Origin of the sequence: Companilactobacillus allii, from assembly GCF_001971585.1 — a bacterium.
In the GTDB taxonomy this organism is placed as follows: domain Bacteria; phylum Bacillota; class Bacilli; order Lactobacillales; family Lactobacillaceae; genus Companilactobacillus; species Companilactobacillus allii.
This window is the reverse complement of the sequence record NZ_CP019323.1, coordinates 735,817-761,351: the sequence shown is the minus strand read 5'-3', so window position 1 is coordinate 761,351 and position 25,535 is coordinate 735,817. Positions and strand designations below refer to the sequence as shown.

26 protein-coding genes are annotated in these 25,535 nt (G+C 36.9%); 6 read left to right on the top strand and 20 right to left on the bottom strand.

The genetic code is table 11. The annotated features are described in order from the left end of the window. Nucleotides 1-47 precede the first annotated feature (47 nt). From BTM29_RS03640 to BTM29_RS03610, 7 genes are all read right to left on the bottom strand, one after another. Nucleotides 48-2,243, bottom strand: a complete 2,196-nt coding sequence (locus tag BTM29_RS03640; protein WP_076614205.1) for a hypothetical protein — start codon at nucleotides 2,241-2,243, stop codon at nucleotides 48-50. Nucleotides 2,244-2,479: 236 nt separating this feature from the next. Next, nucleotides 2,480-3,415, bottom strand: coding sequence for a metal ABC transporter substrate-binding protein (locus tag BTM29_RS03635; RefSeq protein ID WP_076614204.1), 936 nt, complete (start codon nucleotides 3,413-3,415; stop codon nucleotides 2,480-2,482). Then, the gene (locus BTM29_RS03630) at nucleotides 3,396-4,283 is read right to left on the bottom strand and encodes a metal ABC transporter permease (protein ID WP_076614203.1); all 888 of its coding nucleotides are present in this window, start codon (nucleotides 4,281-4,283) and stop codon (nucleotides 3,396-3,398) included. The genes BTM29_RS03635 and BTM29_RS03630 overlap by 20 nt, the downstream gene beginning before the upstream one ends. Continuing rightward, nucleotides 4,280-5,020 carry a metal ABC transporter ATP-binding protein gene (locus BTM29_RS03625; protein ID WP_076614202.1) on the bottom strand — a complete coding sequence of 247 codons (741 nt, stop codon included), beginning with the start codon at nucleotides 5,018-5,020 and terminating at the stop codon, nucleotides 4,280-4,282. The genes BTM29_RS03630 and BTM29_RS03625 overlap by 4 nt, the downstream gene beginning before the upstream one ends. 169 nt (nucleotides 5,021-5,189) lie before the next feature. Further along, nucleotides 5,190-6,608: a PTS galactitol transporter subunit IIC gene (locus tag BTM29_RS03620; protein WP_076614201.1), complete on the bottom strand. Its 1,419-nt coding sequence runs from the start codon at nucleotides 6,606-6,608 to the stop codon at nucleotides 5,190-5,192. 39 nt (nucleotides 6,609-6,647) lie between these two features. Next, complete coding sequence (locus tag BTM29_RS03615) at nucleotides 6,648-6,953, bottom strand: PTS sugar transporter subunit IIB (protein ID WP_076614200.1); 306 nt, start codon at nucleotides 6,951-6,953, stop codon at nucleotides 6,648-6,650. A 14-nt stretch (nucleotides 6,954-6,967) separates the two neighbouring features. Continuing rightward, nucleotides 6,968-7,480, bottom strand: a complete 513-nt coding sequence (locus tag BTM29_RS03610; protein ID WP_076614199.1) for a PTS sugar transporter subunit IIA — start codon at nucleotides 7,478-7,480, stop codon at nucleotides 6,968-6,970. 240 nt (nucleotides 7,481-7,720) lie between these two features. Between BTM29_RS03610 and BTM29_RS03605 the strand changes: the two genes are divergently transcribed. From BTM29_RS03605 to lacD, 5 genes are all read left to right on the top strand, one after another. Then, entirely contained in the window at nucleotides 7,721-8,494 is a 774-nt protein-coding gene (locus BTM29_RS03605; RefSeq protein WP_076614198.1) for a DeoR/GlpR family DNA-binding transcription regulator, read from the top strand. Nucleotides 8,495-8,497: 3 nt separating this feature from the next. After that, nucleotides 8,498-8,932, top strand: coding sequence for a galactose-6-phosphate isomerase subunit LacA (gene lacA, locus BTM29_RS03600; RefSeq protein WP_076614197.1), 435 nt, complete (start codon nucleotides 8,498-8,500; stop codon nucleotides 8,930-8,932). 40 nt (nucleotides 8,933-8,972) lie between these two features. After that, nucleotides 8,973-9,485 carry a galactose-6-phosphate isomerase subunit LacB gene (lacB, locus tag BTM29_RS03595; RefSeq protein WP_076614196.1) on the top strand — a complete coding sequence of 171 codons (513 nt, stop codon included), beginning with the start codon at nucleotides 8,973-8,975 and terminating at the stop codon, nucleotides 9,483-9,485. A gap of 297 nt (nucleotides 9,486-9,782) precedes the next feature. Further along, the gene (locus BTM29_RS03590; RefSeq protein WP_076614195.1) at nucleotides 9,783-10,727 is read left to right on the top strand and encodes a hexose kinase; all 945 of its coding nucleotides are present in this window, start codon (nucleotides 9,783-9,785) and stop codon (nucleotides 10,725-10,727) included. 32 nt (nucleotides 10,728-10,759) lie between these two features. Next, the gene (lacD, locus tag BTM29_RS03585; protein WP_076614194.1) at nucleotides 10,760-11,746 is read left to right on the top strand and encodes a tagatose-bisphosphate aldolase; all 987 of its coding nucleotides are present in this window, start codon (nucleotides 10,760-10,762) and stop codon (nucleotides 11,744-11,746) included. Nucleotides 11,747-11,802: 56 nt separating this feature from the next. Here the strand turns inward: lacD and BTM29_RS03580 are convergent, their stop codons facing one another. The 11 genes from BTM29_RS03580 to BTM29_RS03530 form a co-directional block, all read right to left on the bottom strand. Next, a complete protein-coding gene (locus tag BTM29_RS03580) occupies nucleotides 11,803-12,654 on the bottom strand; it encodes a DNA/RNA non-specific endonuclease (RefSeq protein ID WP_076614193.1) in 852 nt (283 codons plus the stop codon). Between the two features lie 3 nt (nucleotides 12,655-12,657). Further along, a complete protein-coding gene (locus BTM29_RS12680; RefSeq protein ID WP_083685910.1) occupies nucleotides 12,658-13,161 on the bottom strand; it encodes a sunset domain-containing protein in 504 nt (167 codons plus the stop codon). Between the two features lie 23 nt (nucleotides 13,162-13,184). Next, a complete protein-coding gene (locus tag BTM29_RS03570; protein ID WP_076614192.1) occupies nucleotides 13,185-14,840 on the bottom strand; it encodes an IS1182 family transposase in 1,656 nt (551 codons plus the stop codon). Between the two features lie 172 nt (nucleotides 14,841-15,012). Further along, nucleotides 15,013-15,438: a PTS sugar transporter subunit IIA gene (locus BTM29_RS03565; RefSeq protein ID WP_076614191.1), complete on the bottom strand. Its 426-nt coding sequence runs from the start codon at nucleotides 15,436-15,438 to the stop codon at nucleotides 15,013-15,015. Between the two features lie 14 nt (nucleotides 15,439-15,452). Further along, nucleotides 15,453-16,262, bottom strand: coding sequence for a PTS galactosamine transporter subunit IID (gene agaD, locus BTM29_RS03560; RefSeq protein WP_076614190.1), 810 nt, complete (start codon nucleotides 16,260-16,262; stop codon nucleotides 15,453-15,455). Next, nucleotides 16,252-17,058 carry a PTS galactosamine transporter subunit IIC gene (gene agaC, locus BTM29_RS03555; protein WP_076614189.1) on the bottom strand — a complete coding sequence of 269 codons (807 nt, stop codon included), beginning with the start codon at nucleotides 17,056-17,058 and terminating at the stop codon, nucleotides 16,252-16,254. The genes agaD and agaC overlap by 11 nt, the downstream gene beginning before the upstream one ends. Nucleotides 17,059-17,099: 41 nt before the next feature. After that, nucleotides 17,100-18,326, bottom strand: a complete 1,227-nt coding sequence (gene agaB, locus BTM29_RS03550) for a PTS galactosamine transporter subunit IIB (RefSeq protein ID WP_120270344.1) — start codon at nucleotides 18,324-18,326, stop codon at nucleotides 17,100-17,102. A gap of 236 nt (nucleotides 18,327-18,562) precedes the next feature. Next, entirely contained in the window at nucleotides 18,563-19,957 is a 1,395-nt protein-coding gene (locus BTM29_RS03545; protein WP_076614188.1) for a flavocytochrome c, read from the bottom strand. A 19-nt stretch (nucleotides 19,958-19,976) separates the two neighbouring features. Continuing rightward, complete coding sequence (locus tag BTM29_RS03540; RefSeq protein WP_076614187.1) at nucleotides 19,977-21,353, bottom strand: class II fumarate hydratase; 1,377 nt, start codon at nucleotides 21,351-21,353, stop codon at nucleotides 19,977-19,979. Nucleotides 21,354-21,419: 66 nt separating this feature from the next. Beyond that, nucleotides 21,420-21,857, bottom strand: a complete 438-nt coding sequence (locus BTM29_RS03535; RefSeq protein WP_076614186.1) for a flavodoxin domain-containing protein — start codon at nucleotides 21,855-21,857, stop codon at nucleotides 21,420-21,422. Nucleotides 21,858-21,861: 4 nt separating this feature from the next. Continuing rightward, nucleotides 21,862-22,482 (bottom strand): NAD(P)-dependent oxidoreductase, encoded by a 621-nt coding sequence (locus BTM29_RS03530; RefSeq protein WP_076614185.1) that lies wholly within the window; start codon nucleotides 22,480-22,482, stop codon nucleotides 21,862-21,864. Nucleotides 22,483-22,594: 112 nt separating this feature from the next. On the opposite strand from BTM29_RS03530, the gene BTM29_RS03525 reads away from it, so the two are divergent. Then, nucleotides 22,595-23,257: a histidine phosphatase family protein gene (locus BTM29_RS03525; protein ID WP_076614184.1), complete on the top strand. Its 663-nt coding sequence runs from the start codon at nucleotides 22,595-22,597 to the stop codon at nucleotides 23,255-23,257. Between the two features lie 188 nt (nucleotides 23,258-23,445). On the opposite strand, the gene BTM29_RS03520 is transcribed toward BTM29_RS03525, so the two are convergent. Continuing rightward, the gene (locus BTM29_RS03520) at nucleotides 23,446-24,633 is read right to left on the bottom strand and encodes an MFS transporter (RefSeq protein ID WP_225972229.1); all 1,188 of its coding nucleotides are present in this window, start codon (nucleotides 24,631-24,633) and stop codon (nucleotides 23,446-23,448) included. A 142-nt stretch (nucleotides 24,634-24,775) separates the two neighbouring features. Next, the gene (locus tag BTM29_RS03515) at nucleotides 24,776-25,504 is read right to left on the bottom strand and encodes an NrtR DNA-binding winged helix domain-containing protein (protein WP_076614183.1); all 729 of its coding nucleotides are present in this window, start codon (nucleotides 25,502-25,504) and stop codon (nucleotides 24,776-24,778) included. Nucleotides 25,505-25,535: the final 31 nt, after the last annotated feature.

Here is a 25,535-nt window from a genome sequence, read left to right as displayed (position 1 = left end):
GCACAAAAAAAGACTCCCAACCATTACGGTCAAGAGTCCTTTATGATCTAATCATTTTCAAGATCATCTGTTAACGTCCATGTAATAACACCTGTGTACTTTGGACTTTTTTTATCTCCTGCATTTGACTGCAAGAGAACTCCATCATTACTGTCTTTCCAATATTCTTTACCGATATCAATAGTTCCAGTTTGAGCTTCTGTCGATCCACCAATTCTCACGATTTGATCTTGCATACTTTGTATAGAACTACCATTTTTGTAGATGATCGATCCATCGAAGTCATCACCGTCACTACCAACTAATTTCTTTGCGGTTGCTGTCAATTCCCAAGGTGAGTTAGCTGTTGTTACCTTAATATTCCAATCACCATCACGTTTAACTATTCCGACATAGTTACTAGTCATGTTTTGGAATTTGAGATCGTCAGCAGCAGCCACATTGGCGTATTTATCTTCTACCGTTATCGTGAAGGTCAGTGTTTGTGACGTATTACCATAAGAATCCTTCGCATATATCTTGACCGTATGAGTACCGACACCAAGTGTTGTCCCAGACAATACTTCACTGAAGTTTAACTCTGACTTGTCAGTATCTGGTGTGATTTGGGTTGTGTCTTGATCCTTACCGTCAATATTCACATACAAGTCAACACCATAGCTATCAAAGTCACTTCCATTACCGTACTTCAAATTTCCATTTATAGTTGCGGAATCTGACTTCTTAATCGAAGTTGACGTTGGACTGGTGCTAGAAATATTCAAATCTTTTGTAACATTATTCCTTATTGTAAAGTCCTGAGTCGTTACATTTCCAGCATAAGTATCACCAAAGAATGCGGCGACTTCTCCATTGACCTTGGTATCTTTAGTGACAAGGGATGGAGTTGTGGCATACACGTCAACTGTTGCGGTGTCATTTGAGCTATTCAATGATTGAGATAATTGGTGCGCCAAAGTTCCATTACTTACTTCACTAGCATTAAGTGATTCGCTAGTTCCATTACTATAATTAATGATTCCTCCAGTAACCGTTAAGTTGGCTGGAATTTTGATTTTAGAATATATATTAGCCCAATTAACTTTACCAGACTTATATTTCAAATTATATCTTAACGTCATGTTATCACCGGCATTAACATAGTCATTACTACCACTTAGAGTCTTATCTTGAGTGGTATCAATAGTATCTGTTGTAATACCAGCATCAACAAGTGTATCAACGGATTCCAATGTTGATATTGACTTTGAAGTCCCTCTACCAACAAGACCCCAGCGTAATTTTTGACCATCTTTAAGATTAAAGTTACTCAAATCGATCTTGAACGTATTTGATGAAGCAATAGGATTAGTGGCTGTTTCGGTGCCAGTATTAGTATTCTTCGATCCATCAAGATTCTTATCATTGAACTTATAAGTTACATTTGCAGTCCCGTCACCATTTGGATTAAATGTAATCTCCAAGTGATGCCAGAAATATCCGGATCCTTCACCACTAACCAGATGATAGTCTGGATCTGTATGATTTAGCTTATATGCACCATTTGATAACGGTGTGTAACTAGACTCCATACCAGGATATCCAGCTGCTATGTGCATATTACCAGTTGTAGACAATCCATCATCAAAAGAATCGTTTACCAAGCCACTATTATTCAGACTTGTATCCATCTCTAGTGCCCAGCTATTTTGAATTGCACCACTCACATGTGTCAGGTTGTTTTGATCAGACGCCCAAACACCAAGTGTCTCTACTGGAGCAAGCGCAGTCTTAGAGTCACTAGTAACTGTCGAAAGGGCTTGAACACCTCGAGGGTCATTTTGTAGAACAAATGCAAGTCCTCCATCTATTGGTTCGGTATTGAAATATGTCCACATAGAAATTGTATGGCTTTTCGTTACGTCAAATGAGGTATCGTCAGTACTCCAAAGTGTACCTTGTGGACTATTTGTACCACCGATATCAATAAAGGCTGGAAAAACGCCGTTCACCGGTGAACCGAAAGCGTTATTACTTATACCTGACCCATTTTTATCCCCTGTGATCAAGGTCTTACTTGCAGTATCAGTAACAAAGATTTTACTTTTAACTTGATTATAATCCATACCAGGTGGAATCTCTGTCAAATATGATGGCGTCTCTTCCGCCTGAATATTTTTTGTATTCAAAGCAAATGCGGTCAATACAATGATTAATTGAAAAAAGATAATAGAGGTATATTTTAAAAATTTTCTTTTAGCCATCATGATTCCCCCCATTTGAATAATTGTTTAAAATCCTCAAAAAGATATATACCATTACTCACATTATAACAGCATAATACTAATTTGATATTGGCCAATTGGAAAAACATCGGTATATTTATTAATCTAATAACCAATTAATCATTTACCAAATTGGATTTTTCCAGATAAATGAATGTAAAAAAAAAGTCCCAAGTAAAGAAGTTTTTCTCTACTTGAAACTAATCACAAATTATTTAATTTATTAAACCTTCATAAATCTTATCAAAATTCCACTTCATCATCGTATAGTAAGTATCACCTTCACTACCTTCACTAGCTAATGAGTCAGTGAATAACTTGGAGTAGATCGGTAATCCAGTTTCCTTTGATACCTTATTCATAGACTTAGCGGAGACCGATGTTTCAACAAACAGACTTCTTACATCTGATTTGTTTATTATCGATAGCAATTTCTCCATTTGTTCAGGCGTTCCTTGAGCCTCCGTGTTTATTTCCCAAATATAGGCTGGTTTTAACTTATATGCTTCTGAGAAATACTTGAAGGCTCCTTCAGAAGTCACCAACAAGCGTTGATTTTCTGGCACATTTGAGAATTTGGCTTTTGCTTCTTTGTGGAGCTTGGTCAATTTTGTAATATACTGATCTGAATTTTGTTGATAATATTCAGCGTTTCTTGGATCTTTATCCTTTAGAACCTTAGTTATATTTTTAACATAAATGATTCCATTTTTTAAATCTAACCACGCATGTGGATCTACTTCATTCTCATTAGTAGTTAGATGTTGTGGTTTAATGCCGTCACTTGCCGCAAAAACGTCTTTATCAAAATTCTTATTTGACGTTTTAACTAACTTAGTGAACCAACCATTACCACCCGTCTCTAGATTCAAACCATTGTGGAAGATCACATCAGCGTCAACTGACTTGGCCACATCTGTTGGCTGTGGCTCATATTCATGTGGATCTGTTCCACGCTTAACGATACTGTGGATTTCAACTCTATTTCCACCCACGTTTTTGACCATATCTTCTAGGATTGAGTTGGTCGTTACAATCTGTAACTTATCATTATCAGCTTCTACAGTAGTGGTCGCACGATTATTTAAGAATAAGAACACCCCACCCACAATTGCAATTGCCGCTATAACGCTAGTCAATATCCGCTTCATATATAGGCAACTCCTTTTTAGTTTTTCGTGTGAATTTCTTTACTAAGAAACCTTGCTTGGGAGAAGTAACAAACGATATTGCAAATAGTCCTGCTGCCATCAACACGATTGCTGGACCGGATGCCCAGTTGAATGTGTAGCTTAAATACAATCCCATTACTGAGGAAACAGTCCCTACACCAGCAGATAGATATAGCATCGTCGACAATTTATCTGTCCACAAGAAGGCCGTTGCTGCAGGTGTTATCAGCATTGCTACTACTAAGATAATACCAACTGTCTGTAACGCCGATACAGTCACAAGTGTTAGTACTAACATCAAAGTATAATGGATTAATTGTGTTTTTAAACCGTATGTCTTGGCATAAGTCTCATCAAATGATGTGACTAATAATTCTTTATAGAAAATCGAAACAAACATAATCACTATAGCTAATACCACAGCAGTAGTCATAATGTCGCTGTCACTAACTGCTAGGATATTACCAAACAAAATATGATGCAGATTGGTTGAACTCTCTGCCATTGATATCAGAATGAAGCCCAATGCATAAAATGCACTAAAAACGATCCCGATTGAAGTATCTGTCTTTATTTTGCTATGCGCAGCTACAAATCCAATCATAATTGCAGCCAAAATACCAAATATCGAAGCACCTATCAAGATATTAATCCCAAGCATATACGCAACAGCTACACCTGGAAGAACAGCATGAGAAATGGCGTCTCCCATTAAGGACATACCACGCAGGATTATGAAACTTCCAATAATCCCAGACATTATACCGACCATGATGGCGGTCAATAATGCACTTTGTAAGAAATCGTATTTACCTAAAGCATCAATAAATTCACCTATTGAGTTCATGAATTCACCTCCTGAGTTTCAAATAATACCTCAGAAAGATCCGGACTAAAGGCATGTTCAATGTTTTGAGCATTATAGACCCTAGCAGTTGGACCATAGTCCAAGATGCCGTGATTCATAATAACCAAATCATCAAAATATCGTGAAACCTTATTCAAATCATGATGGATAACAATAATAGTCTTATTATCATCTCGCCACTGCTTCATAATCTTCATTATTGCGGTTTCACTTTGAAGATCAATCCCAACAAATGGCTCGTCCATAATGATAATATCAGCCTCTTGAACAATTGCCCTGGCCACAAACACTCGTTGCAGTTGTCCTCCAGAGAGATTGCCAATTTGGCGTTTTGAGAATTCTTCTAGCGCCACTTGTTCCAGTGCCTTTTGGCTAGCCAGTTTCTCTTTTTTTCCCGGATTCTTAAATAAGCTCAATTTGCCATAAGTACCCGTTATAACGACATCTAAGACGTTAATTGGAAAATTAAAATCCAGTTCTTTTCTTTGTTCTACGTATGCAACTTTTTTCTGAACATCACTAAAGGGGCGTCCATTATACGTGACCGTCCCTTTTTGTTTGTTGATCAGACCTAGTACCGCCTTTATAAGTGTTGATTTACCTGCACCATTTGGTCCGATGATTCCAGTTATTTTGCCTGCGTTAAATTTAACGGCAACATCAGTGAAAACCGGTGTGTCATCGTAAGCAACGGTGAGGTCTCTAATTTCAATCATAGCGACCCTCCATTTTTTAGTCTTTCCTAATTACTTACTTATATCATACCAGGAAACCTTTGATAGTTCCACATAATTGTTAGGCTAGATTAACTTATGTACAATTTGGAGATATTGAACACAAAAAAAAGATACCTCAGCTAAGAGATATCCTTCCTATTATTAAATCTTATTTTGCAGCTGCAGCAGCTGCTTCGTCAGCATAAATCTTGTTTCTCTTCTTCATTTGACGTGCGTACCATACGAAAATCAATAGGTATGCGGCTAATGCAAGAACAGCATAAAGTACAAATGTGATTTGTCCTTTAGATGCGTTACCAACAAGGTAAGCCAAGAATTTTTCAACAGGACCTTCCATAGTTGAATGTGAGATCATTGTACCTGATGCAAGACCCTTAGGGAATGCGCCAAGCTTCTTAGCAGTTTCTGTAACCATTGGTGCTGATAATGTACCGGCCCATAGGAACAATGGTAGTTCCAAAGCACCGATAACGATCATACGAACAATCTTACCACGTGTAACAACTAGCAAGGCTGGTGTAACACCCATGGCGATGATACCGCCAAGTGGCAAAATTTTGTTTCCAGGTAATACTAAAGCTTCTAGTAACATGATAGGAGCAAGAACGTTTGCGGCAGCCCAGATTTCAGCACGGCCGGCGATAAATGGCCAGTCAAGTCCAACGTTCATAGTTCTACCTTTAAGTTTTCTGTTAGCAAAGTCTGTAATACCTTGTGAAAGTGGTTCAACAGCGGCAATAAACCAAGAACCGATAAGTGAGAATAGTTCCAAACAGAATGCGGCTGTAAATGAAAGTGTAAAGATTTCCTTAACACCTTGGTGTGAAAGTAAACCGATAAAGATACCTAAGTAAATACCAATGGCGAATTTGCTTCCCCAGAATCCGATTTTTTTGTTCAAATCAGCAGCATCAAAATCGAATTTGTCTAACCATGGGAAAATAACATCAAAAATCTTATCAAACACCATGATAATAGGGTTCATCATGTAGTTCATATGTGTTGTTGTCATTGGGTTTGAAGCTGGAGCATGAAGAAGATCGTTAAAAGTAGGTTTCATCAAATCTGAATTGATAATCTTCAAAATACCAATGAAAATAACAAGAATTGTAGCGATTAGTAAGTTTGCACCAAAGAACATTGCAAGCAAACCAACGAAAGCTAGATGCCAAATATCGAAAATATCAACATCCAATGTATTTGTCTTGTTCATTACGATCATGACAACGTTAACGATAACCATGATAAGTAAGAAGAACAATGTGTATGGAGAACCCCATGTAATAGTAGCCAATGGAGCCCAACCTAAGTCAGTTACTGATAATTGAATACCAGTTGACTTAACGAAAGCATTCAATGCGTCCTGGAATGCTGATGTCAACAATCCGATAACAGCACTAATGGCTGTAAGAGCAATAGCTAATTTAATACCACCCTCTAAAGCTTTAGAAAGCTTAACTCTAAATGCCAATGCGATAAGAGTCAAAACGATTAACATCATAGGTGCAGCACCTAAGTCAATTAAGGGTTTGAACACCGCGTTGGCGAAATCAATTATTCCTGACATATCTGTTTCCCCCTAGAATTTTATGCCGATAAGTAAGGCCTATGCCTTACCACTATCCTTGATAGCTTGTTCAACTTGGTCATATACAGGCTTTGCCATAGCAGGCATTCTGTAAAGGATAGGACCAGCATCAACAACAGGAACATCGGATTCAAATCCTAAGTCTGTAGCAGCGATTGGTGTGAACAAATCGTAATGCTTCATCATATCCTCTGTAATATCCTTAACCATAACAGCGTCACATTGAACATCGTATCCACGATTGCTCATTTCTGTTTCCAATGCATCCTTGATTTGGTGACTTGAATTAACTCCGGCACCACAAGCAGCTAAAATTTTGTACATAATATACACTCTCCTTAATTATTATCTTTTGCATACTGTATAAACTTACGATTCAAGAATGAATAAATATCCTTTGGATCGCTAGCTTTAAAGAATGAAACTAACTCGTTTTCAGAAGTACGAGCCATAAAGTCCATGATTTGAGCAAGAATATTGGATTGACCCTCAGGATCATTATTCAAAATCATGAATAGAAACTTCACATCGAATTCCTTTCCTGGATCAATCATATTATGGAAAGAAATTTCTTTGTTTAATTTGATAGGAACGATCATTCGTGATTTGACGAATTCACTCTCCGTATGTGGAATAGCGATGTTAGGTATCTTTTTCGATACAACAGACATATCAATTCCAGTTGGATAATTTTTCTCACGTTCTAACAAATTATTAATGAAATCTTTTGTTACTAGATCTCTTTTATACAAAGACTCAGCTACTTCACGAAAGACTTCTTCTTGAGTTGAAGCGTCTGAAATAAATACTTCACTTTCGTTAAATAGTGGATCAGTAGCCAAATTGTTCATTAACACCACCACCTGCCCTATCGGTTGTTTGTTTTTGTTTACAACACAATAGTAAACGCTATCATAAAAATTGTCAACATTAATTGAAAAACTTATATTATTCTGTATTATCTTCCTATAATAGCGGTTTTAAATAAATGAAAAGGTTTTATGAAATATTAATAAAAACATTGACAACGAACAGAACTGATGCTAAATTATGTTTGTAACGAACAATAGTAAACAAAAAGAGGTGGTCTTTTGTTAAAAAAGGAACGCTTTCTAAAGATTATATCGGAACTTGATCGAAACGACATTGTAACTGTTAACGAATTAACTTCCCTATTAGATGTATCCGATATGACGATACGTCGTGATCTTGAAGAATTATCTGAATCCGGAAAACTTATCCGTATTCATGGTGGTGCTCAAAAGGTCAATGTTTCTCCATTAGAAGAAGCTTCACATTTAGAAAAACGTGAAGTTCACATCAGAGAGAAACAAGAGATAGCAAAACTAGCAGCCAATGAGATTCGCAACTTCGATACAATCTTTGTCGGTCCTGGTACAACACTAGAATTAATCGCTCCCTATATTAAGAACGTTAATTCTTTGCGGATTGTAACCATAAGTATTCCTGTCTTTGAAAGTTTTAAGAACGCTGACGTTCAATGTGAATTGATCTTAGCTGGCGGAATTTACCGTAGTAGATCAGGAACATTAATAGGTGCATTAGCAAGCAATGCTGTTAGTGGATTGAAGTTCGATAAGGCGTTTGTAGGTGTTAATGGTATTCAAAATTCTCAAATCATGACTGCCAACACCGAAGAAGGTCGTATCCAAAGCGTTGCTTTAAATAATTCTCAGACGAAATACATCGTGGCTGACAAATACAAATTGAATCGAAATGATTTTTATACTTTTTACAGTCTAGATGATGTTGATTATCTGATTACTAACAAGAGTGCTTCTTATGAAACAATAGATTATTATCAACAATATGTAAGAGTTATCAACGATAACAGGAGGAATTAATTTATGAAAATTGCATTAGCAACAGATAAAGCAGGATTTGAATTAAAGGAACATATCAAGAGTTACTTACAAGGTGAAGGCAAAGGTTATGAAGTTATTGACCTTAGTGAGAAACCAGCTGCTGATTTTGTAGATTCATCAGTTGAACTATCACATTACATTCTTGATGGAAAAGCAGACCGTGGCGTTATGTTCGATGAATTCGGTGCAGGCTCAGCAATGGCAAGTAACAAGATTCATGGAATGGTTACAGCTAACGTTGTTGAAGAAAACACAGCACATATGACAACACAACATAACGGTGCTAAAGCTATCGCTATTGGTGCCGGAATCGTTGGACCTAAAAAGGCTGAAGGAATTGTTGATTCATACTTAGGTGTTGATTACGCCGGTGGACGTCACCAAATCAGACTAGATATGCTAGAAAAATTAATCTAATAAATTTCACAATAGAATTACATAACAGGAGGAATATTTTATGATTATTGCACTAGGAAACGACCATATTGTCACAAGTGTTAAGATGCAAATTTCAGATATGTTAAAAGCTATGGGTAATGAGGTTATCGATGTTGGTACATACGATAACACAAGAACTCACTATCCAATATACGGACTACGTGTTGCTAACTTAGTTCGTGATGGAAAAGCCGATTACGGTGTTGTACTTTGTGGTACAGGTGTTGGTATTTCAACTGCTGCTGACAAGAACAAAGGAGTTCGTGCCGCTTTAGTTAACGATACAACAACTGCTAAATATGCAAAGGAACACCTAAATGCTAACGTAATTAGCTTCGGTGGTGCCGTTGTCGGTGAACATTTGGCTGAAGATATCGTTAAGACTTATCTTGCTGCTGATTATAAAGGTGAAGACGACGCTCTTGTTGCAAAGATCGACGCACTAGAACCAGATAATCCAGAACAACACGATAACCCACACTTCTATGACCATGAGATGAAGTTGTGGAATGAAGGATATTACCACGATTAGAGAGATAGAAAGACCGGTTAAATTTTGAGCATTGCCTAGGATTATGAAGGTGACACGAAGTGTTGCATTCATAATTCGTAGCAAGCACAGAAATTTGGTCTTTATATCTCGTTTAGAGAGTGAAAAAAGCCGGTTAGATTCTGAGCACTGCCTAGAATATTGAAGGTGACACGAAGTGTTGCATTCGGTATTCGTAGCAGGCGCAGGAATCTGGCTTTTATCACTCGTTTCAACCCATTTACCAATATCAATAGAGTTGCTCTTAATAAGCGACTCACCAAAAAGGAGCTTTATTAAATGAGCAATTCTGTTCTTACAATTACAATGAACCCTTCTGTTGATATCTCTTACCCACTTGAGCACTTAAAGATCGACACGGTCAACCGTGTTAAAGAAGTTTCTAAAACTGCTGGTGGTAAAGGACTAAATGTTACTAGAGTTCTCAAACAATTAGACGTTCCCGTTACAGCTTCAGGTATTATTGGTGGAACTATTGGCCAATATATCTTGAACCAACTAGACGAGAAAAAAGTCGATCATGCTTTTATGAAAATCAATCAAGAATCTCGTAACTGTATTGCAATCTTGCATGATGGTGGAGATCAAACTGAAATTCTTGAATCAGGTCCTAGTCTTACAGAAGATGACGAAAATAACTTCTTGGAACATTTTGAAGAACAAGTAAGTGAATTTTCATTAGTTACAATTTCTGGAAGTCTACCTCAAGGATTATCAACAGCCCTCTATACAAAGATGGTTAAAGTTGCTGCAAAACATAACGTACCCGTAATTCTAGATAGTTCTAACGAAGCTTTGAGATTAGCACTTGAAGCCGATGTTAAACCATTCATGATCAAACCTAATCAAGACGAAATAGCTCAACTTATAGGCAAAGAAGTTGAAGATCTAGACGACTTGAAAGAAAAATTAGCAACCGAAGAAATATTCCAAGATATTCCTTGGGTAGTAGTATCGCTTGGCTCAAAGGGTTGTTTCGTAAAACACATCGATAAATTCTTTAAAGTAAACATACCTAAAATTCATGCGATCAACCCTGTTGGCTCAGGTGATTCTACTGTTGCTGGTCTTGCCGCTGGTATTGTAAAACATGAAAGTCCAGAAGACGTTATGAAACGAGCAATGACTGTTGGTATCTTGAATACCCTTCAAGAAAAAACAGGATTTATTGACATTAACCAATATAAAGATTATTTTGAAAAGGTAAACGTAGTTAACTACTAAAATTGTTTTAAAAAATCGGAGGAATGGAATAAATGACACCAAAGAAATATGCAGCACTCGAAAAAATGTCAGACAAAAACGGAGTTATCGCCGCACTTGCTATTGACCAACGTGGTTCACTAAAGAAAATGTTAGCCGCAGCTTCAGGCAAGCCAGCAAACGAAAAAGATATTGTTGAATTTAAGAAAGTTATTTCAAGTGAATTAACACCTTATGCTTCATCAATTCTACTTGACCCAGAATATGGTCTTCCAGCCGCAAAGGTTCGTGCCGATGGTTCAGGTCTTCTAGTTTCATACGAAAAGACAGGATATGACACTACTGAAGCTGGTAGAATGCCAGACTTGATCCCAGAATGGTCTGTTCGTCGTTTAAAGGAAGCCGGAGCTGACTCAATTAAGTTCTTGCTATACTTTGATCCAGATGAAGACAAGACAATCGTTGATCGTAAAGAAGCATTTGTTGAAAGAATTGGTTCAGAATGTGCTGCTGAAGACATTCCTCTATTCGTTGAACTTGTTACATACGATGACTCAATTGGTGATGTTAAGAGTGCTGAATATGCTAAGGTTAAGCCTCACAAGGTTATCGAAACAATGAAAGAATTCTCAAAACCTGAATACAAGATCGATGTTTTGAAGGTTGAAGTTCCTATTAACCTTGATTATGTTGAAGGATTCAATGGTGACAACAAAGCCGTTTATACTAAGGAAGAAGCAGTTAAGTACTTCAAGGAACAATCAGATGCTACTGAATTGCCATATATCTTCTTGAGTGCCGGTGTTACTGCTGAAGCATTCAGAACAGAACTTAAGATGGCTAAAGAAGCCGGTGCTAAGTTCAATGGTGTTCTTTGTGGACGTGCTACATGGAGAAACGGTGTAGAACCATTTGCTAAAGATGGTGAAGAAGCCGGTAAGAAGTGGATGAACACTGAAGGTAAGAAGAACATTGATGAATTAAACGAAGTATTAGCTGAAACAGCAACTTCATGGAAAAATAAAGTTTCAAAAGACTAATTAATAGATGTTTCGACACAAAAAGCAATCTCGTTTGAGATTGCTTTTTTTATTTACTATATTTGACTAGTCCCGTCACTATAATTCAACGTAACTCCTGATTGAACATTGAAAATATAAACATTGAAGTGAACCGCATCATCACCAATGGATTGCCCTTCCATCTGAACTCCACGTGCCAACAATTCGTCCCCTCTAAATACCGGTGTAACACGATATCTAACATAATGACTGTTGCTTTGCTTCAAATAATAAGCAATATCCATCTCATGTGCTAACATCTCAGGACTATTCAGTGAACGTGTCCCAGTTATGAGATTCTTAGGATTATTATTCTGACCAGTTAATTGGTAACCGATCAGATGACTTCTGTTGTATAACCATCCCGAGCTGATTCGCTTATTATGCCATCCTGTGGGATTCCACGTTAATCCGGTACGTTTGTCAGTTGGCATCAAGGAAACATTTAAGAGAGCGTTTGCAGGCGTTGCACGGTTTAAATTATCAAGATCTCCATATGTCTGCCATGCACCTTTTGTTGTCGTCAGATCTTCTTGTGAGAAGTTAGGATTATTGTTGTTTACAATGATTTCTTGAGTACCCGTATAATCAAGCTTCGCCAGATTCTCAGTTGATGAAGTATCTGAATTATTATTACTATATTGTGATTGATTATGTTGACTCAAATAATCTTGATTAGATGTGATTTTGTTTTGAAGCTTAGTTATCGATTTCTTGAGTTTCTTATTACTATTTTCTAGCTTGTCAGCCTTTTTTTGATATGTGTAATCTTTCTTAACCGTTTCAGTCTTTGCAGTATTATCGTTACTACTAGATTCACTTTCAGAACATCCCGCCAAAGAAACAGACAATAAGGCAACAAACAAAATCTGTAATGAACGTTTCATATCCTACACCTTTGCCTTTCTGTAACCGGCATTGATTGCCTCTTGTTCATCTTGAAAATAAACCGCATTACTAGAATTCATATTGTAGCCACGTTGACCTGGCACATGGTATATATGAGAATTCTTATTCCCGACTATCTGACCTGACTGTGAGGTATTCATATCACCACGTGTATTGTCGCTAGAGGTATCAGTTGAAGAACTAGGTTGAACCTGGGCTGATCGTTGCGCTTCTTCTTGTTCTTTTTGTGCTTCTTGATTCTTAATATCCTCTACTTGGTTATTAGTGCTATCAACCTGCTTTGTTAATTTCTTTTTCTTAGCTAGTAAGGCTTTATGCTCTTCTTGAGCAATGTCGTATTTGTCTTTTCCGATATATTTAATCTTTTGTGCCGCTTGAATAATACTTATACCTGTATCATTCAAATTAGCGACAAATCCCACTGCTGTAAAAGATAATAAAACCACTAAACTGGTTATTATCAGTTTGAAACGTTTACTTAGCATCCCCTTTTCCCCCTATATGTTATCTATTTATATGGTATCAAAAAAGAGCTTGTGACAAAACTCCATAAAAAATAAGACCAGAACTTGGAAATCCGAAGATTTCCTGTTCTGGTCCTTTTGTTTTTTAAAGAAAAAGCCATTCTTTTGGCTAGTTTTCCCATATTCATTGCCATTAAGGCTAATCCCATTTGGCTTTTGACTTTATCAGTTCCACGAACCGTGAACCTGGTAAAATGCAAATAAGCCTTAAGGTGTCCAAAAACCGGTTCTACATCGATTTTTCGTTGGGCATATATTTTTGCCCCAACTTTACCATAAAGCTTCTCTCGTTCATGTGCTTTGAAATATTCCCATTCAGAATTAATATAAATATATCTGACACCTCCACTTTTATTAAATGCCGCATCAATTATTTCTTGATTCTCATCTTTTGATTCGGCTTTATAACAACGAAACTGTCTTTTAAATTTATATTTATCGGTTCTAATAGTAACTCTTAGAAAGTTGAATCTAACACCGTTGGGATCAATGTAATAATCATCGATATCATGGTAGTCCCAGTTTAGAACTTTCTTTTCATCTGATTTCCATTTACGACTATTTTCCTTGAGCATCGTACCGTAAGGAATCAAGGAAGTTTGGTCTAGTAATTCATCTTCAATATATCTGTAGTTAGATTCTGAACCATATCCTGCATCAGCCACTATGAAACGTCCTAAAACTCGGTGGGTCTCCAGAGTTTTGAGGAATGGAATCAAGGTACGAGTATCGGTTGGATTCCAGAACAGATCATAATCCAAGGTAAATTGATTACTAGTGGCAATCTGTAGGTTATATCCAGGTTTCAGTTGTCCGTTTTGCATTGGGTCTTCTTTGACTCGCATGAATGTAGCGTCATGGTCAGTTTTTGAAAAGCTATTACGTTCACCAAAAATCTTCATATCTTCTGAATATTTATCATGCTTCTCACTGATATGTTTTGTCTTGTTTAACTTGGATTTCATTATTCTCCGCACCCGCTTCGCAGGGTTAGGAGAGATTTTCTTGGTTTCTTCTACTTTTAAATCCAATTGTTCAATTCGTTCTTCTAACTTAGCAATAGTCAAATCTAAATTATCATAGTCCATGGGTAATGATTCTGAAAAGGCAGTGGTTTCAACTTCTTTTATTTCATTTAGAATGACTTCAGCTTTTTCGCGGTTTAAATCATCATAATGAATGATTTTCTTCTTCCAGACAAACGAATATTTATTGGCATTCGCCAAAATCTTGGTCCCATCAATAAATACACAATCGTCAATCAAGTTATGTTCAACTAAAAAGCTACGCATAGATTCAAAACTTGATTGAATCATCTCCATAGCTTCGTCGGAAACTATAAAGCGTGCAATTGTGCGATATGAAGGAACGTGTTCTTGAGTCAACCAACGTGCATAGATATTCTCGCGAGCTTCTCGCTCAATTTGGCGACAAGTGTAGCGACCTCTAAGATATGAAAATAGTACTAATTTTAGGACGGCCCGCAAATCATATTCACGCGGACGTCCTGTCTCATAACTATCGTGAAACTCAATAGATTCCACTAATTCATTGATATAATACGCTTCGTGATCTTTCTCTGGAATAAATTCGATTGCCATATTTAAACTTGTCTGATTTATGTTATAATTATTGAACATAATTTGGAACATCCTTTCGAGGGTGATTTCGTGGAGTATCGGTGTTCGGACCGGTGCTCTTTTTTTATTATTCTTTTATTATACAAGAAGAGCCTTCATACGGAAACCGAACGTTTCTGTATGAAGGCTCTTTTAATGTAGAGTTATGTCACAAGCTCTTCACTTTTACACTTTAAATTCCATCATCTTCAGGTTCTTCTTTTTCATCATCAGAATCAGAAAGATCAAGGACTTCCGCACTTTGACATGTAACTTTTACTAAGTCATTTGCATATGCTTCAAGTGTCTCATATTCATTGAACGCCGTTTCCAATAACGATGCTAGGTTACACCCAGCCACTACTTTTACTTTAGGGTTATTAAAAGCAATTTTAGCAGCCTCCTTATAAGGAGTTCCACCTGCCAAATCTGTAAAAATTAATACTGAATCATCTTTAACTAATTCCGACAATTTCTTACCTAAGTCTAATTCATTCATCGATTCAGAAAAATCTACAAATGTCATTGTATCTTGCTTACCAGCAAGTAATTCAATGGCTCCCTTGAATCCAGTGGCAAATTTGCCATGACCAGTTACAATTGTTTGAAAATGTGACATTAGAATTTACTCCTTTACATAATTCCAAAGAATGAACATACAATACAAAGTACAAATACTATAGCAATCAAAACAATTGGAGAAACTTTCTTCTTCAACATCCAATATAGGAAGAAAGTGAATGCTAATGGTAATATATTAGGGAAAATTTTATCTAGGAAATCCTTTTGTAGTGAAACTGAACCTATTTTAACTTTTAAGGACAGTCCAACATATGAACTAATCAATGCTCCAATAACCGTTAGACCCATAATTGTAGCAACACGGGCGATAATCTCTGAATTATCCTGAATAACATCAATTGCTTTAACACCTAAGTTATAACCTAAATGAGCAAATGGTATACGACATAGGAACACTCCCAAATAAACTAGGAAGAATATAATTGGTCCTAAAATATTTCCCTTTGAAGCAAATGATGCGGCAATACCACCAATAATTGGCATGATTGTGAACCAATAAATGGCATCACCAATACCGGCCATTGGACCAAATAGTCCGTTCTTTAAACCTCTGATAGTTTGTCTGTTAACATGTTCCTCTTCCAAACTAGTTAATAATCCCATCAAAATTGGAACAAGTGGTGGTGAAGTATTAATGAATTCCATGTTATCTTGCATAGCTTCGGACAAACCTTTTTTATCTTTTCCAAAGATTTTCTTCCAAATAGGTACTTGAGACCATGCCCATCCACCAGCTTGCATACGTTCATACGAGAAAGCTGATTGTAGAAGTGATGAACGAAGACCTAGCATCGTTATATCATGACTAGTCAGTTTCCCTTGTTTCTTATCTGTATCGTCTTGTTTTACATCAGATGCCATCTTCTTCACCCCCACTGACTCCATTTTCTTTCATTTCATCAATTTGATCCTGCAACTTCTTATTCTTCTTATCACGGAAGAATTCAATCATTGCAAACACAATACCGATAACTGCGGCTGGTAAAACGTTTGAGAAATTGATAAAACTTGCAACAACAAATCCTAACAATAGATATGGTGTATATTCGACACGTAGTAATACTTTTAATAACATTGCAAATCCAACAGCAGGAAGTGCACCTCCAGCAAGTTCAAAACCATGGATCAACCATACTGGCATTGCTTTAACTAGAGCAGCCATTGGTGTTTGTGCAGCATATGCTGATAAGAAAATAACTACAAAGAATGAAATGGTTACAATAGCCATAATCAAATATGGTATTCTAGAAAATTTTCTCGTATCAGCTTCTTGAGCAGCTTTATCCATCATTGGCATAAATACTGAGAAAATTGAATAAAACATTAACAAAATATATTGCATTAACATAGCAAATGGAAGTGATAAACCAATTGCAGTGGCTGGCGATACGCTAGTTGTATGTGCAATAACAACAGTCATAATACCGCAAACAGCCGGGTTAGGTGGTTGTGTACCACCTGCAGGTGTTAAACCAGCAAAAGCAAGTTCTGTTAGTCCACCAGCAATAATACCCAATTGTAGATCTCCTAAAATCAATCCAGCTATTGTACAACTGATTATAGGTCTAAATATATATAGAACTTCAAGCCATGAATCTAATCCTGCTATAGCGGCAAAAATTGCAAGCATAAGTCCTTGAGCCATGGTAATAGCCATTCTAAATCCCCCTTATATGATTAATATTTAATAACGAAAGATTAAAAATTGATTTGTGTCTTATGTTCTCCAGGTACATCTTGGATATAAACATCTAATCCCTTATTTACAAGTCCCATAAGTGCATCTTTGTCATCTTGGTCTACATATACTTTTTTAGTTACTTCTTCTTTACCAGGAGCAAAATGCATATTTCCGACGTTAACTTCTTTAATAGGAACACCACCCTCAACCAAAGTTAGGACATCTTCAGGAGTCTTAACAACAATAAATATTTTTTGACGATCTGCAGCCTTACTGATAACATCCATTGTCTTTTGAAGTGTAAAGAACCTGATTTGTGCACCAGATGAATCTGCTGTACTCTTCATAAGTTTTTGTTGTAATGTATCTTCTGCTGAAGCATCATTTGCGACCAATATTAAATTAGCTCCGAGTGTTTTAGTCCAAGTCACTCCAACTTGTCCGTGTACTAAACGGTTATCTATTCTTGTAAGTAAAATATGTGGTTCTGACATGTTATTTCCTCCTCTTAATTTCTGCTTCAAAAAGAAAACTTTGGATGCAGATGGTGCTATGGCAGTACTTATATAGCTGATATGATCTTCTTCATTCACATAAGTAGTGGTTGTTTCAACATAAGATTTTCTAGGTGCTGTACTGGGTAATCCCTTTAATCTTGACGGAATTTGATCAACACTAGTACTAATTTCATGATGAAGTAACTTAGGATCTAAATTGTATCTTTGTACCAACATTGGCATAAGTTCACAATTTTGAATCTCATTAATTTTTATCATCGGGTAATCTTCAAATAGTAAATAAGTCGTTCTTTGTATTAAAGGTTCACGATCAGAAAGATATATTTGATTAATTTTATACAGATATTCGTTATCTCCTATTTGCATAACTTTTCTAATGTTTGGTTCTTCACCATCTACTAGTACTTGAAATTGTTGAACCTCGATATATACCGAATGACCAAAATTACGTAATTGAACACTGGGGTTATCAACATAACTAATTTCAACATCATCACTACGTTGAGCTCTAACAAAACTTCCCTGTCCTTGCCTCTTTTCAATATATTTTTTTTCTTCTAATTCAGCCAAAGCTTTTCGGACGGTTATTCTGCTTACCTGATATTCTTCTCCCAGTTGTTTCTCTGACGGTAACTTTGATTCAACCTCTAACTCACCACTTTCGATTTGTCTTATCAACTCGTTACTAATTTGTTCATACTGCCAAAATGGCTGCTTTTTCAACATTCTCACCAACTTGTACTATCCATATAACAACCATAGCCACATTATAGAACCGACATATAAACAATGTCAACGGTTTCATTTAAATTGTCATACAACTAGTTTTATTTTATACATAATATTTTATACTTTTATTAATTCAAAAAAGGTACCCTGAACATTAAAATCAATAAAAAAATATCGTAATTGGCATTATATGTCCAATTACGATATTTTACTTACAGATTTAACCAAATCTATCATTCACCATCTATAAACTTAAAGGCCTGTTGCCCAGCTTGACGACCAAAGACAACCGTTTCAGCAATGGAATTCCCACCGATACGATTATTCCCATGCAATCCACCGGCAATTTCACCAGCTGCGAATAAGCCTGCAATTATTGCTCCATTCTCATCCAATACATGTGTATCAGAATCAATTGAAACTCCACCCATAGTGTAATGAACTGCGGGTGCAATATGTATAGAAAAGAATGGTCCTTTGGAAATATCACGATCCATACCAGTTGTCCTATTAAACTGCGTATCGTTATGCTTATCAACTGATTGGTTCCATTCATCTACTGTCGATACTAGGGATTTTGCATCTAAGCCGATTCTTTCAGCCAACTCTTCAACAGACTTACCAGTTACTACTAGACCGACTTTGTCGTAGAATTCAATCGCCTTGACACGGTCTCTTATTCCTTGATCAAGAATCAAAAAAGCTCCTTTTTCATTCAACTCATCAATAGCGCCTGTAACGTTTTTGCGAGTGTCCAATTCATTAACAAAGCGCTTGGCTGACTTATTGACCAGAATTGCTCCTTCACCACGGACTGCTTCACCAATTAAGAATGGGTGATCAGTATCTTGTTGTACTGTCGGGTGAACTTGTATCTGATCCATATCAACCAATTTGGCACCGACTGACTGAGCTAAAGTAATCCCATCCCCAGTAGCACCGGGTTGATTAGTTGTTTTATAACCAGCCAAATCGGGGCGATACTTTGTTAATAACTCAGGATTAGCCCCAAAACCACCAGTAGCCAGAATAACTGCATCACTTGTAATTGTCGATTTATTACCGTCAACTTCAATCTCCACACCAGAGACTTTTTGATCAGACTTGATCAATTCTTTTACTAAGACATTTGTGAACAAGGGAATATTCTCAGCATCCACTTGCTTCAACAACTCAGTGACCAAAAATCCACCGATCGGTGCCATTGAACTTGGACGATGTGTCCTTAGAACACTCATCCCACCTGTTGTCGTCAAATCGTCTAGCTTGATACCGTGCTGTGCTAACCAATCGATTGCTAAAGCTCCATGGGTAGTAAAATATCTCAATAATTCAGGATTGTTCTTCTTCCCACCACCAACAAAGGTATCGTGATAGAAATCATCCATGCTATCAACAATCTTATGGTCCAACTGAACTGAAGTTTCACTGGCATTCATCCCTGAAGAAGCACGAGTTGTATTACCACCAATCGCTGGCATTTTTTCTAGGATAACTGGTGACAATCCTAATTCATGTGCCTGAATAGCACTAGTTAAGCCAGTTCCACCAGAACCTATAATGATCAGGTCATAATGTCTTTTTAATTTCGTAATACTTGTTGGTTCAAATTTGAATTTATCTGCCACAGTAATCCCTACTTTCTAATTAGATATTAGTCATCTTTAATGGATCGACCCATTCATCAAACTGGGATTCAGTCACTAACCCAGATTCAATTGCGGCCACCTTAAGAGTCGTCCCATTTTTCTCTGCTGTCTGTGCGATAGTTGCACTTTCATGATAACCGATATGTGGCGATAAGGCAGTAACTGTCATCAATGATTGGTCGACTAGTTCTTCCATACGATCGGCGTTCACACTTAGACCATGAATCATCTTGTCCGCAAATCCTGTCATAGTACCAGTCAATAATTCAGCTGATTCTAAGAATGTACTGATAATGACTGGTTTGTAAACGTTCAATTCAAAATTACCTTGACTGGATGCAATGTCTATCACAACATCATTACCCATGACACGTACAGCCGACATCGTCAAAGCTTCGGCCTGCGTCGGATTGACTTTACCGGGCATGATCGATGACCCAGGTTCATTAGCTGGAATATGTAACTCGCCATATCCTGAACGTGGACCACTTGCTAAGAATCTAACGTCGTTAGCTATCTTCATTAGATCTGCTGCCAAAGTTTTGATTGCACCATGAACCACATTGATTCCAGAATGCGCTGATAGTCCATAGAATTTATTAGTATCAGCACTAAACTCGATACCATAAACATCACTCATTTTCTTAGCAATAATATCTGCGAATCCAGGTGCAGCATTCAAGCCTGTACCGACAGCCGTTCCACCCATTGCAAATTCACCAAGTGTTGGATCCAAGCTCTTTAAATACATTAGATCATGTTCTAGCATACTTACCCAGCCACTGACTTCTTGGCCAAAGGTAAGCGGCGTTGCATCTTGTAAATGAGTACGGCCGATCTTTACTACCTTCCAATACTTCTCTTGTTTAACTTTTAATTCATCAATCAAATGTTGTAATGACTTCTCTAAATCACTCACCGCAACTGATGCAACGATACTCATTGCAGTTGGGAAGATGTCATTAGAACTTTGACCTTTATTAACATCATCATTGGGAAGAATCTCAATGTCAGAATTAATCTTTGCGGCCATATGAGCGACTACTTCATTGGTATTCATATTAGTCTGTGTCCCTGAACCAGTTTGATAAACAACAAGTGGAAAGTCTTTTCTCAAATCAATATTGCTAAGTGATAGTAATTTATCAATGGCTTCAACTATCAGATCAGCTTTTGAAGGATCGATCACTTTCAACTCTTTATTAGAACTCGCTGCGGCTTTTTTGATTTGAAGTAGTGCTTTGATAATTACCAAAGGCATCTTCTCACCTGTAGGAAAATTATTTCTCGAACGCTCTGTTTGGGCTCCCCACAACGTATCCGATGGAATTTTAACTTCTCCTAATGTATCTGATTCAATCCTATAGTCTGTCATAACAAAAACCTCCATTACTTATATTTTCAGGCAAAAAAAGAGAGTGTCAACCAACACTCGCCATTTTTATTTCAAACTCTTTAGAACATAATCACCTAATCGATCAACTCGTAACATATCGTCTTCATCAGGATCTTCATTGATCTTAACTGAATCAGAGACCTGCTCACCATTGCTTGAATTCAATTGCATAGTGAAATAATCCACTGCACGGCCAAAGTGAATATGTGTCTTTGAACTTGAACCTAGAACTGCAAATTTAGTACGTTTCAAGTCAACGTCAGCCAAATCCTCGTAAAAGTCTTGAGCTTCGTCCGGAACTTGACCATCACCATACGTATAAGACTCCACTATAACGGCGTCATAGTCTGACAGTGAATATGCATCTGTGTCAACTATCTGTTCTAAATCAACATCAGCCTCTTTACCCAAATAGTCTGCCAAATGTTTAGCAATTTTCTCATTTCGACCACTCATGCTAATATATGTTACTAATATCTTCATTGGACTACCACCTTACACTGATTCTTTCGTTTTTGTGTTTTGCATTTTCAATTTCATCAACCATTGCAATCGCATAATCCTCATAGCTGATCTTACTTTTACCTTCAGAGTCAAAGCTGAATTCTTCACCAGCAACAATATAATTACCAGTACGTTTGGCTTTGTAATCAAAATCAGCTGCTGGACTAATATAAGTCCAATTAATGTCACTCTTCTTCAAAAGGTCTAATGAATTACCCATTTGTTCACTCAATGGCTTAACTGCAGCTGGGAAATCTGCTTGTTGGTACAATTGTTGAGAGTGATCTGGATCGATGTAAAGGGAACCTGCACCACCAACTACTAAGAGTCTTGTCTTTGAATCCTTTAATATATCTATCAAGTGTTGTGTCGATGGAACGTATTCTTTAACATTATCGCCAAAGAATCCTAATGCATCCACTACTACATCGAATCCCTTCAAATCATCAGCTGTAATATCGTATACGTTACGCACCAAATAATCATCTGTAACTGACTTCTCTTTACTTCTAACGATCGAAGTAACTTCGATCCCTCGACTACTTGCTTCATGAGCTATCAAAGAACCTTCTTTACCATTGGCACCAATAATTGCAATCTTCATAATATAAATACCTCCATTACCTTTAACTTTACACAAAGAAGGTCAAAAACTCTAAAATTATGGCTTGTTATAGTAGAATAATTATAGTAAAAAAGAATTTGAGGAGGAACATATGGCAAAATATCAAATTTACATGGTGCGACATGGTAGAACATGGTTCAATCGCTATAATAAAATGCAAGGCTGGTCCGATACACCACTTGCTCCAGATGGTATAGAGGGTGCTAAAGTTGCCGCTAAAGCACTCAAAAGTGTTAATTTTGCTGCTGCATTTTCATCTGATGCACGCCGAGCAATCGATACTTGTAAATTAATTGTTGACGAAAACGTTAATCACGATAAAATAACACCTCAAAAATTAATGGAATTCAGAGAACAATTCTACGGCTACTTTGAAGGAATGAATTCACCAGAAGCATGGTTCATGGTGGGTCAACCTCATGGTGCTTCAACATTTAGTGACATTATTGCAAAACATGGGTTAGATGCTACAAAGGACTTTATGAAAGAAGCCGATCCTTTTCACGATGCTGAAAATGCTGAAGAATACTGGACTCGTATTAATCGTGGATTCGAAAGAATCGATAAAATTGCCCACGATGGCGATAAGATCCTATTAGTTTCACATGGAACTACCATTCGATCAATCACTGACCGTTATAACGCTGGGAACTTTGACATTACTCAAAGTCCAAGGAATTCTAGTTTGACAATGCTTGAACGTGATGATGGATTCAATCGTGTTACTGGTTATAATCAGATTCTTGGAGAATAATGTGTAATTCCCTCTAGTTAGTTATGGTCATTCCTTTCTGACTGTATACTTATCTCTTCTTGTTTGCTTCGCAAACGCGTAACAACACGCAATTTCTTCCGCTTAATTAAAAGGGTTCTAGCATTCACTTTGTGAATACTAGAACCCTTTTAGTTAATGCTCGGAAATTATTCGCGTGTTGTTACGCTCTAATATGTTTCTGATGTTCCAAAGATCAAAACAACAACTCCTAAAATAAGTGCTACAACAAACATTGAAAATACTACCGGGATGCCAAATCCCATCCCAATCAATATCCCAATCAGATAAGGTCCAAGTGTAGCTCCGATACGTCCAATTGATTGTGAGAATCCTACTCCCATACCACGATACTCTTGTGCAAAATGGCTTGGTGTAAAGGCAATCAATGTCCCCCATGCACCTAGGTTAAAGAAGGATAAAAAGGCTCCACTGGATAGTAAAACTGGCACACTATTCGCTATACCAAAGACAAATGCACTGACGATAGTACCTAATAAATAAAATACTAATATTGTCTTGTGACTGATTTTACCCATCAACCATGCTGCCAAATAGTAGCCGGGTAACTGGGCCAAACTAATCAATAGTGTGTAACCAAAACTATGAATAATAGAGAAGCCTCTTATTACCAAGACACTTGGTAACCAAAGAAACATCCCGTAATAAGAGAACATTACAACGAACCATAAAAAGCTGAATGCTAGTGTTTTACCTAAATGTTGCTGATTAAATATTCCAGCAAACTGTATACGCAAGCTAGTTTTTGGTTTTTTTTCGTACTTTTCTGGTAAATGACGACGCATAACAAATGCATATAGTGATACAAAGAAAGTAACAATAACCGTCACTCTCCAACCATACATAGGTGTTATGATCGTTGAAATAACCGAAGCCAGAATCCAACCGATCGCCCAAAAACTATCAGCCATAATCAGCATCTTGGCTTGAGTCTTACCTTTAAAATTATCAGCCAACATAGTCGCTGCTACTGGAAGTTCACCACCAAGTCCTATACCAGTGATAAATCTAATAAGCATGAATTGATTTACATTAGTTGTAAACGCCAATAGCAAATTTCCAATTGAAAATACCATCAATGTTACTATCATTACATTTTTACGGCCGAATTTATCCGCCATGTAACCACAAATAATCGAGCCAAATACCATACCAAGTGACGTAACTGAACTAACGTACCCAATTTGGGACGGTGACAAATTCCACTGTACTTTGATCAATGGCATAATAAACGATAATAATGCGACATCCATCGCATCAAATAACCAGGCAGTTCCTACTACAAGTAGCAATTTCTTGCCTTGTTTGGTAACTGTTTGCTCCAACATATCTTGCATGTTTTTCCCCTTTAATTTCATGATTAATTGATATTCCGGAATATCAATAATTTTGTATCTAAAAACCAATATATTGATTTAAGTAGATAATACCTTTAAAGGACAAAAAAAGCTTAACATCAACTATTAATCGATGTCAAGCTTATTTCAACTGATAGATTTTAGCGGGACGTCCTGACTGAGATTTATGTGAATATCCCATGTCAGAAAACATGTGCCCATGTGTCTTTCTGAAATTTGAATTGTCAATTTCATCAACCGGTATTCGTAAGAATATTGAATAAATGATTCTAGCGAGCCGAAGTGTGAAGACTGAACCGAGTACCAACAAAATCGTTGGTTTATAATCCAAACGATTCCGAATACGTGTAAATGCTGAACGCAATATCAACTCATGATCAGCAACCATCGTCTTCTTTGAATTCATGTAGAAGTCTTCTTCAGAGATACTTTCTGATAAAGTTTCAAACTTGATATCTCCATTGCTGAGACTGTAATTGTCTACTCCACTTGAAACCTTAAACCAACGGGCATCATCTGCACCATATCCAGCAACTAATTCTGGCATATTGGGTAGATAGATCATATATGTCAATGACAAAGCACGTTCACCAACGACACGATTAACGTTAGTAAATGTCATCAATTGTTCAGTATTAAACGTTGGAAGATCAACACCAATCTTTTCTCGAACTAATCGTAGCGATGCTTTATCAGCACTTTCATCTTCACGTAAATAAGTCATGGGAAGTCCCCACTTACCCTTATATGGATCTTGAGAACGTTTTAAAAGTAGGATTACCAATGACTCAGAATTACTATCAAAGCTCCAAATAACATTTGTAATACTTATTAAAGGTCTATTTATCATATATCAGGTGTCTCCTTTATAATTTCATAAT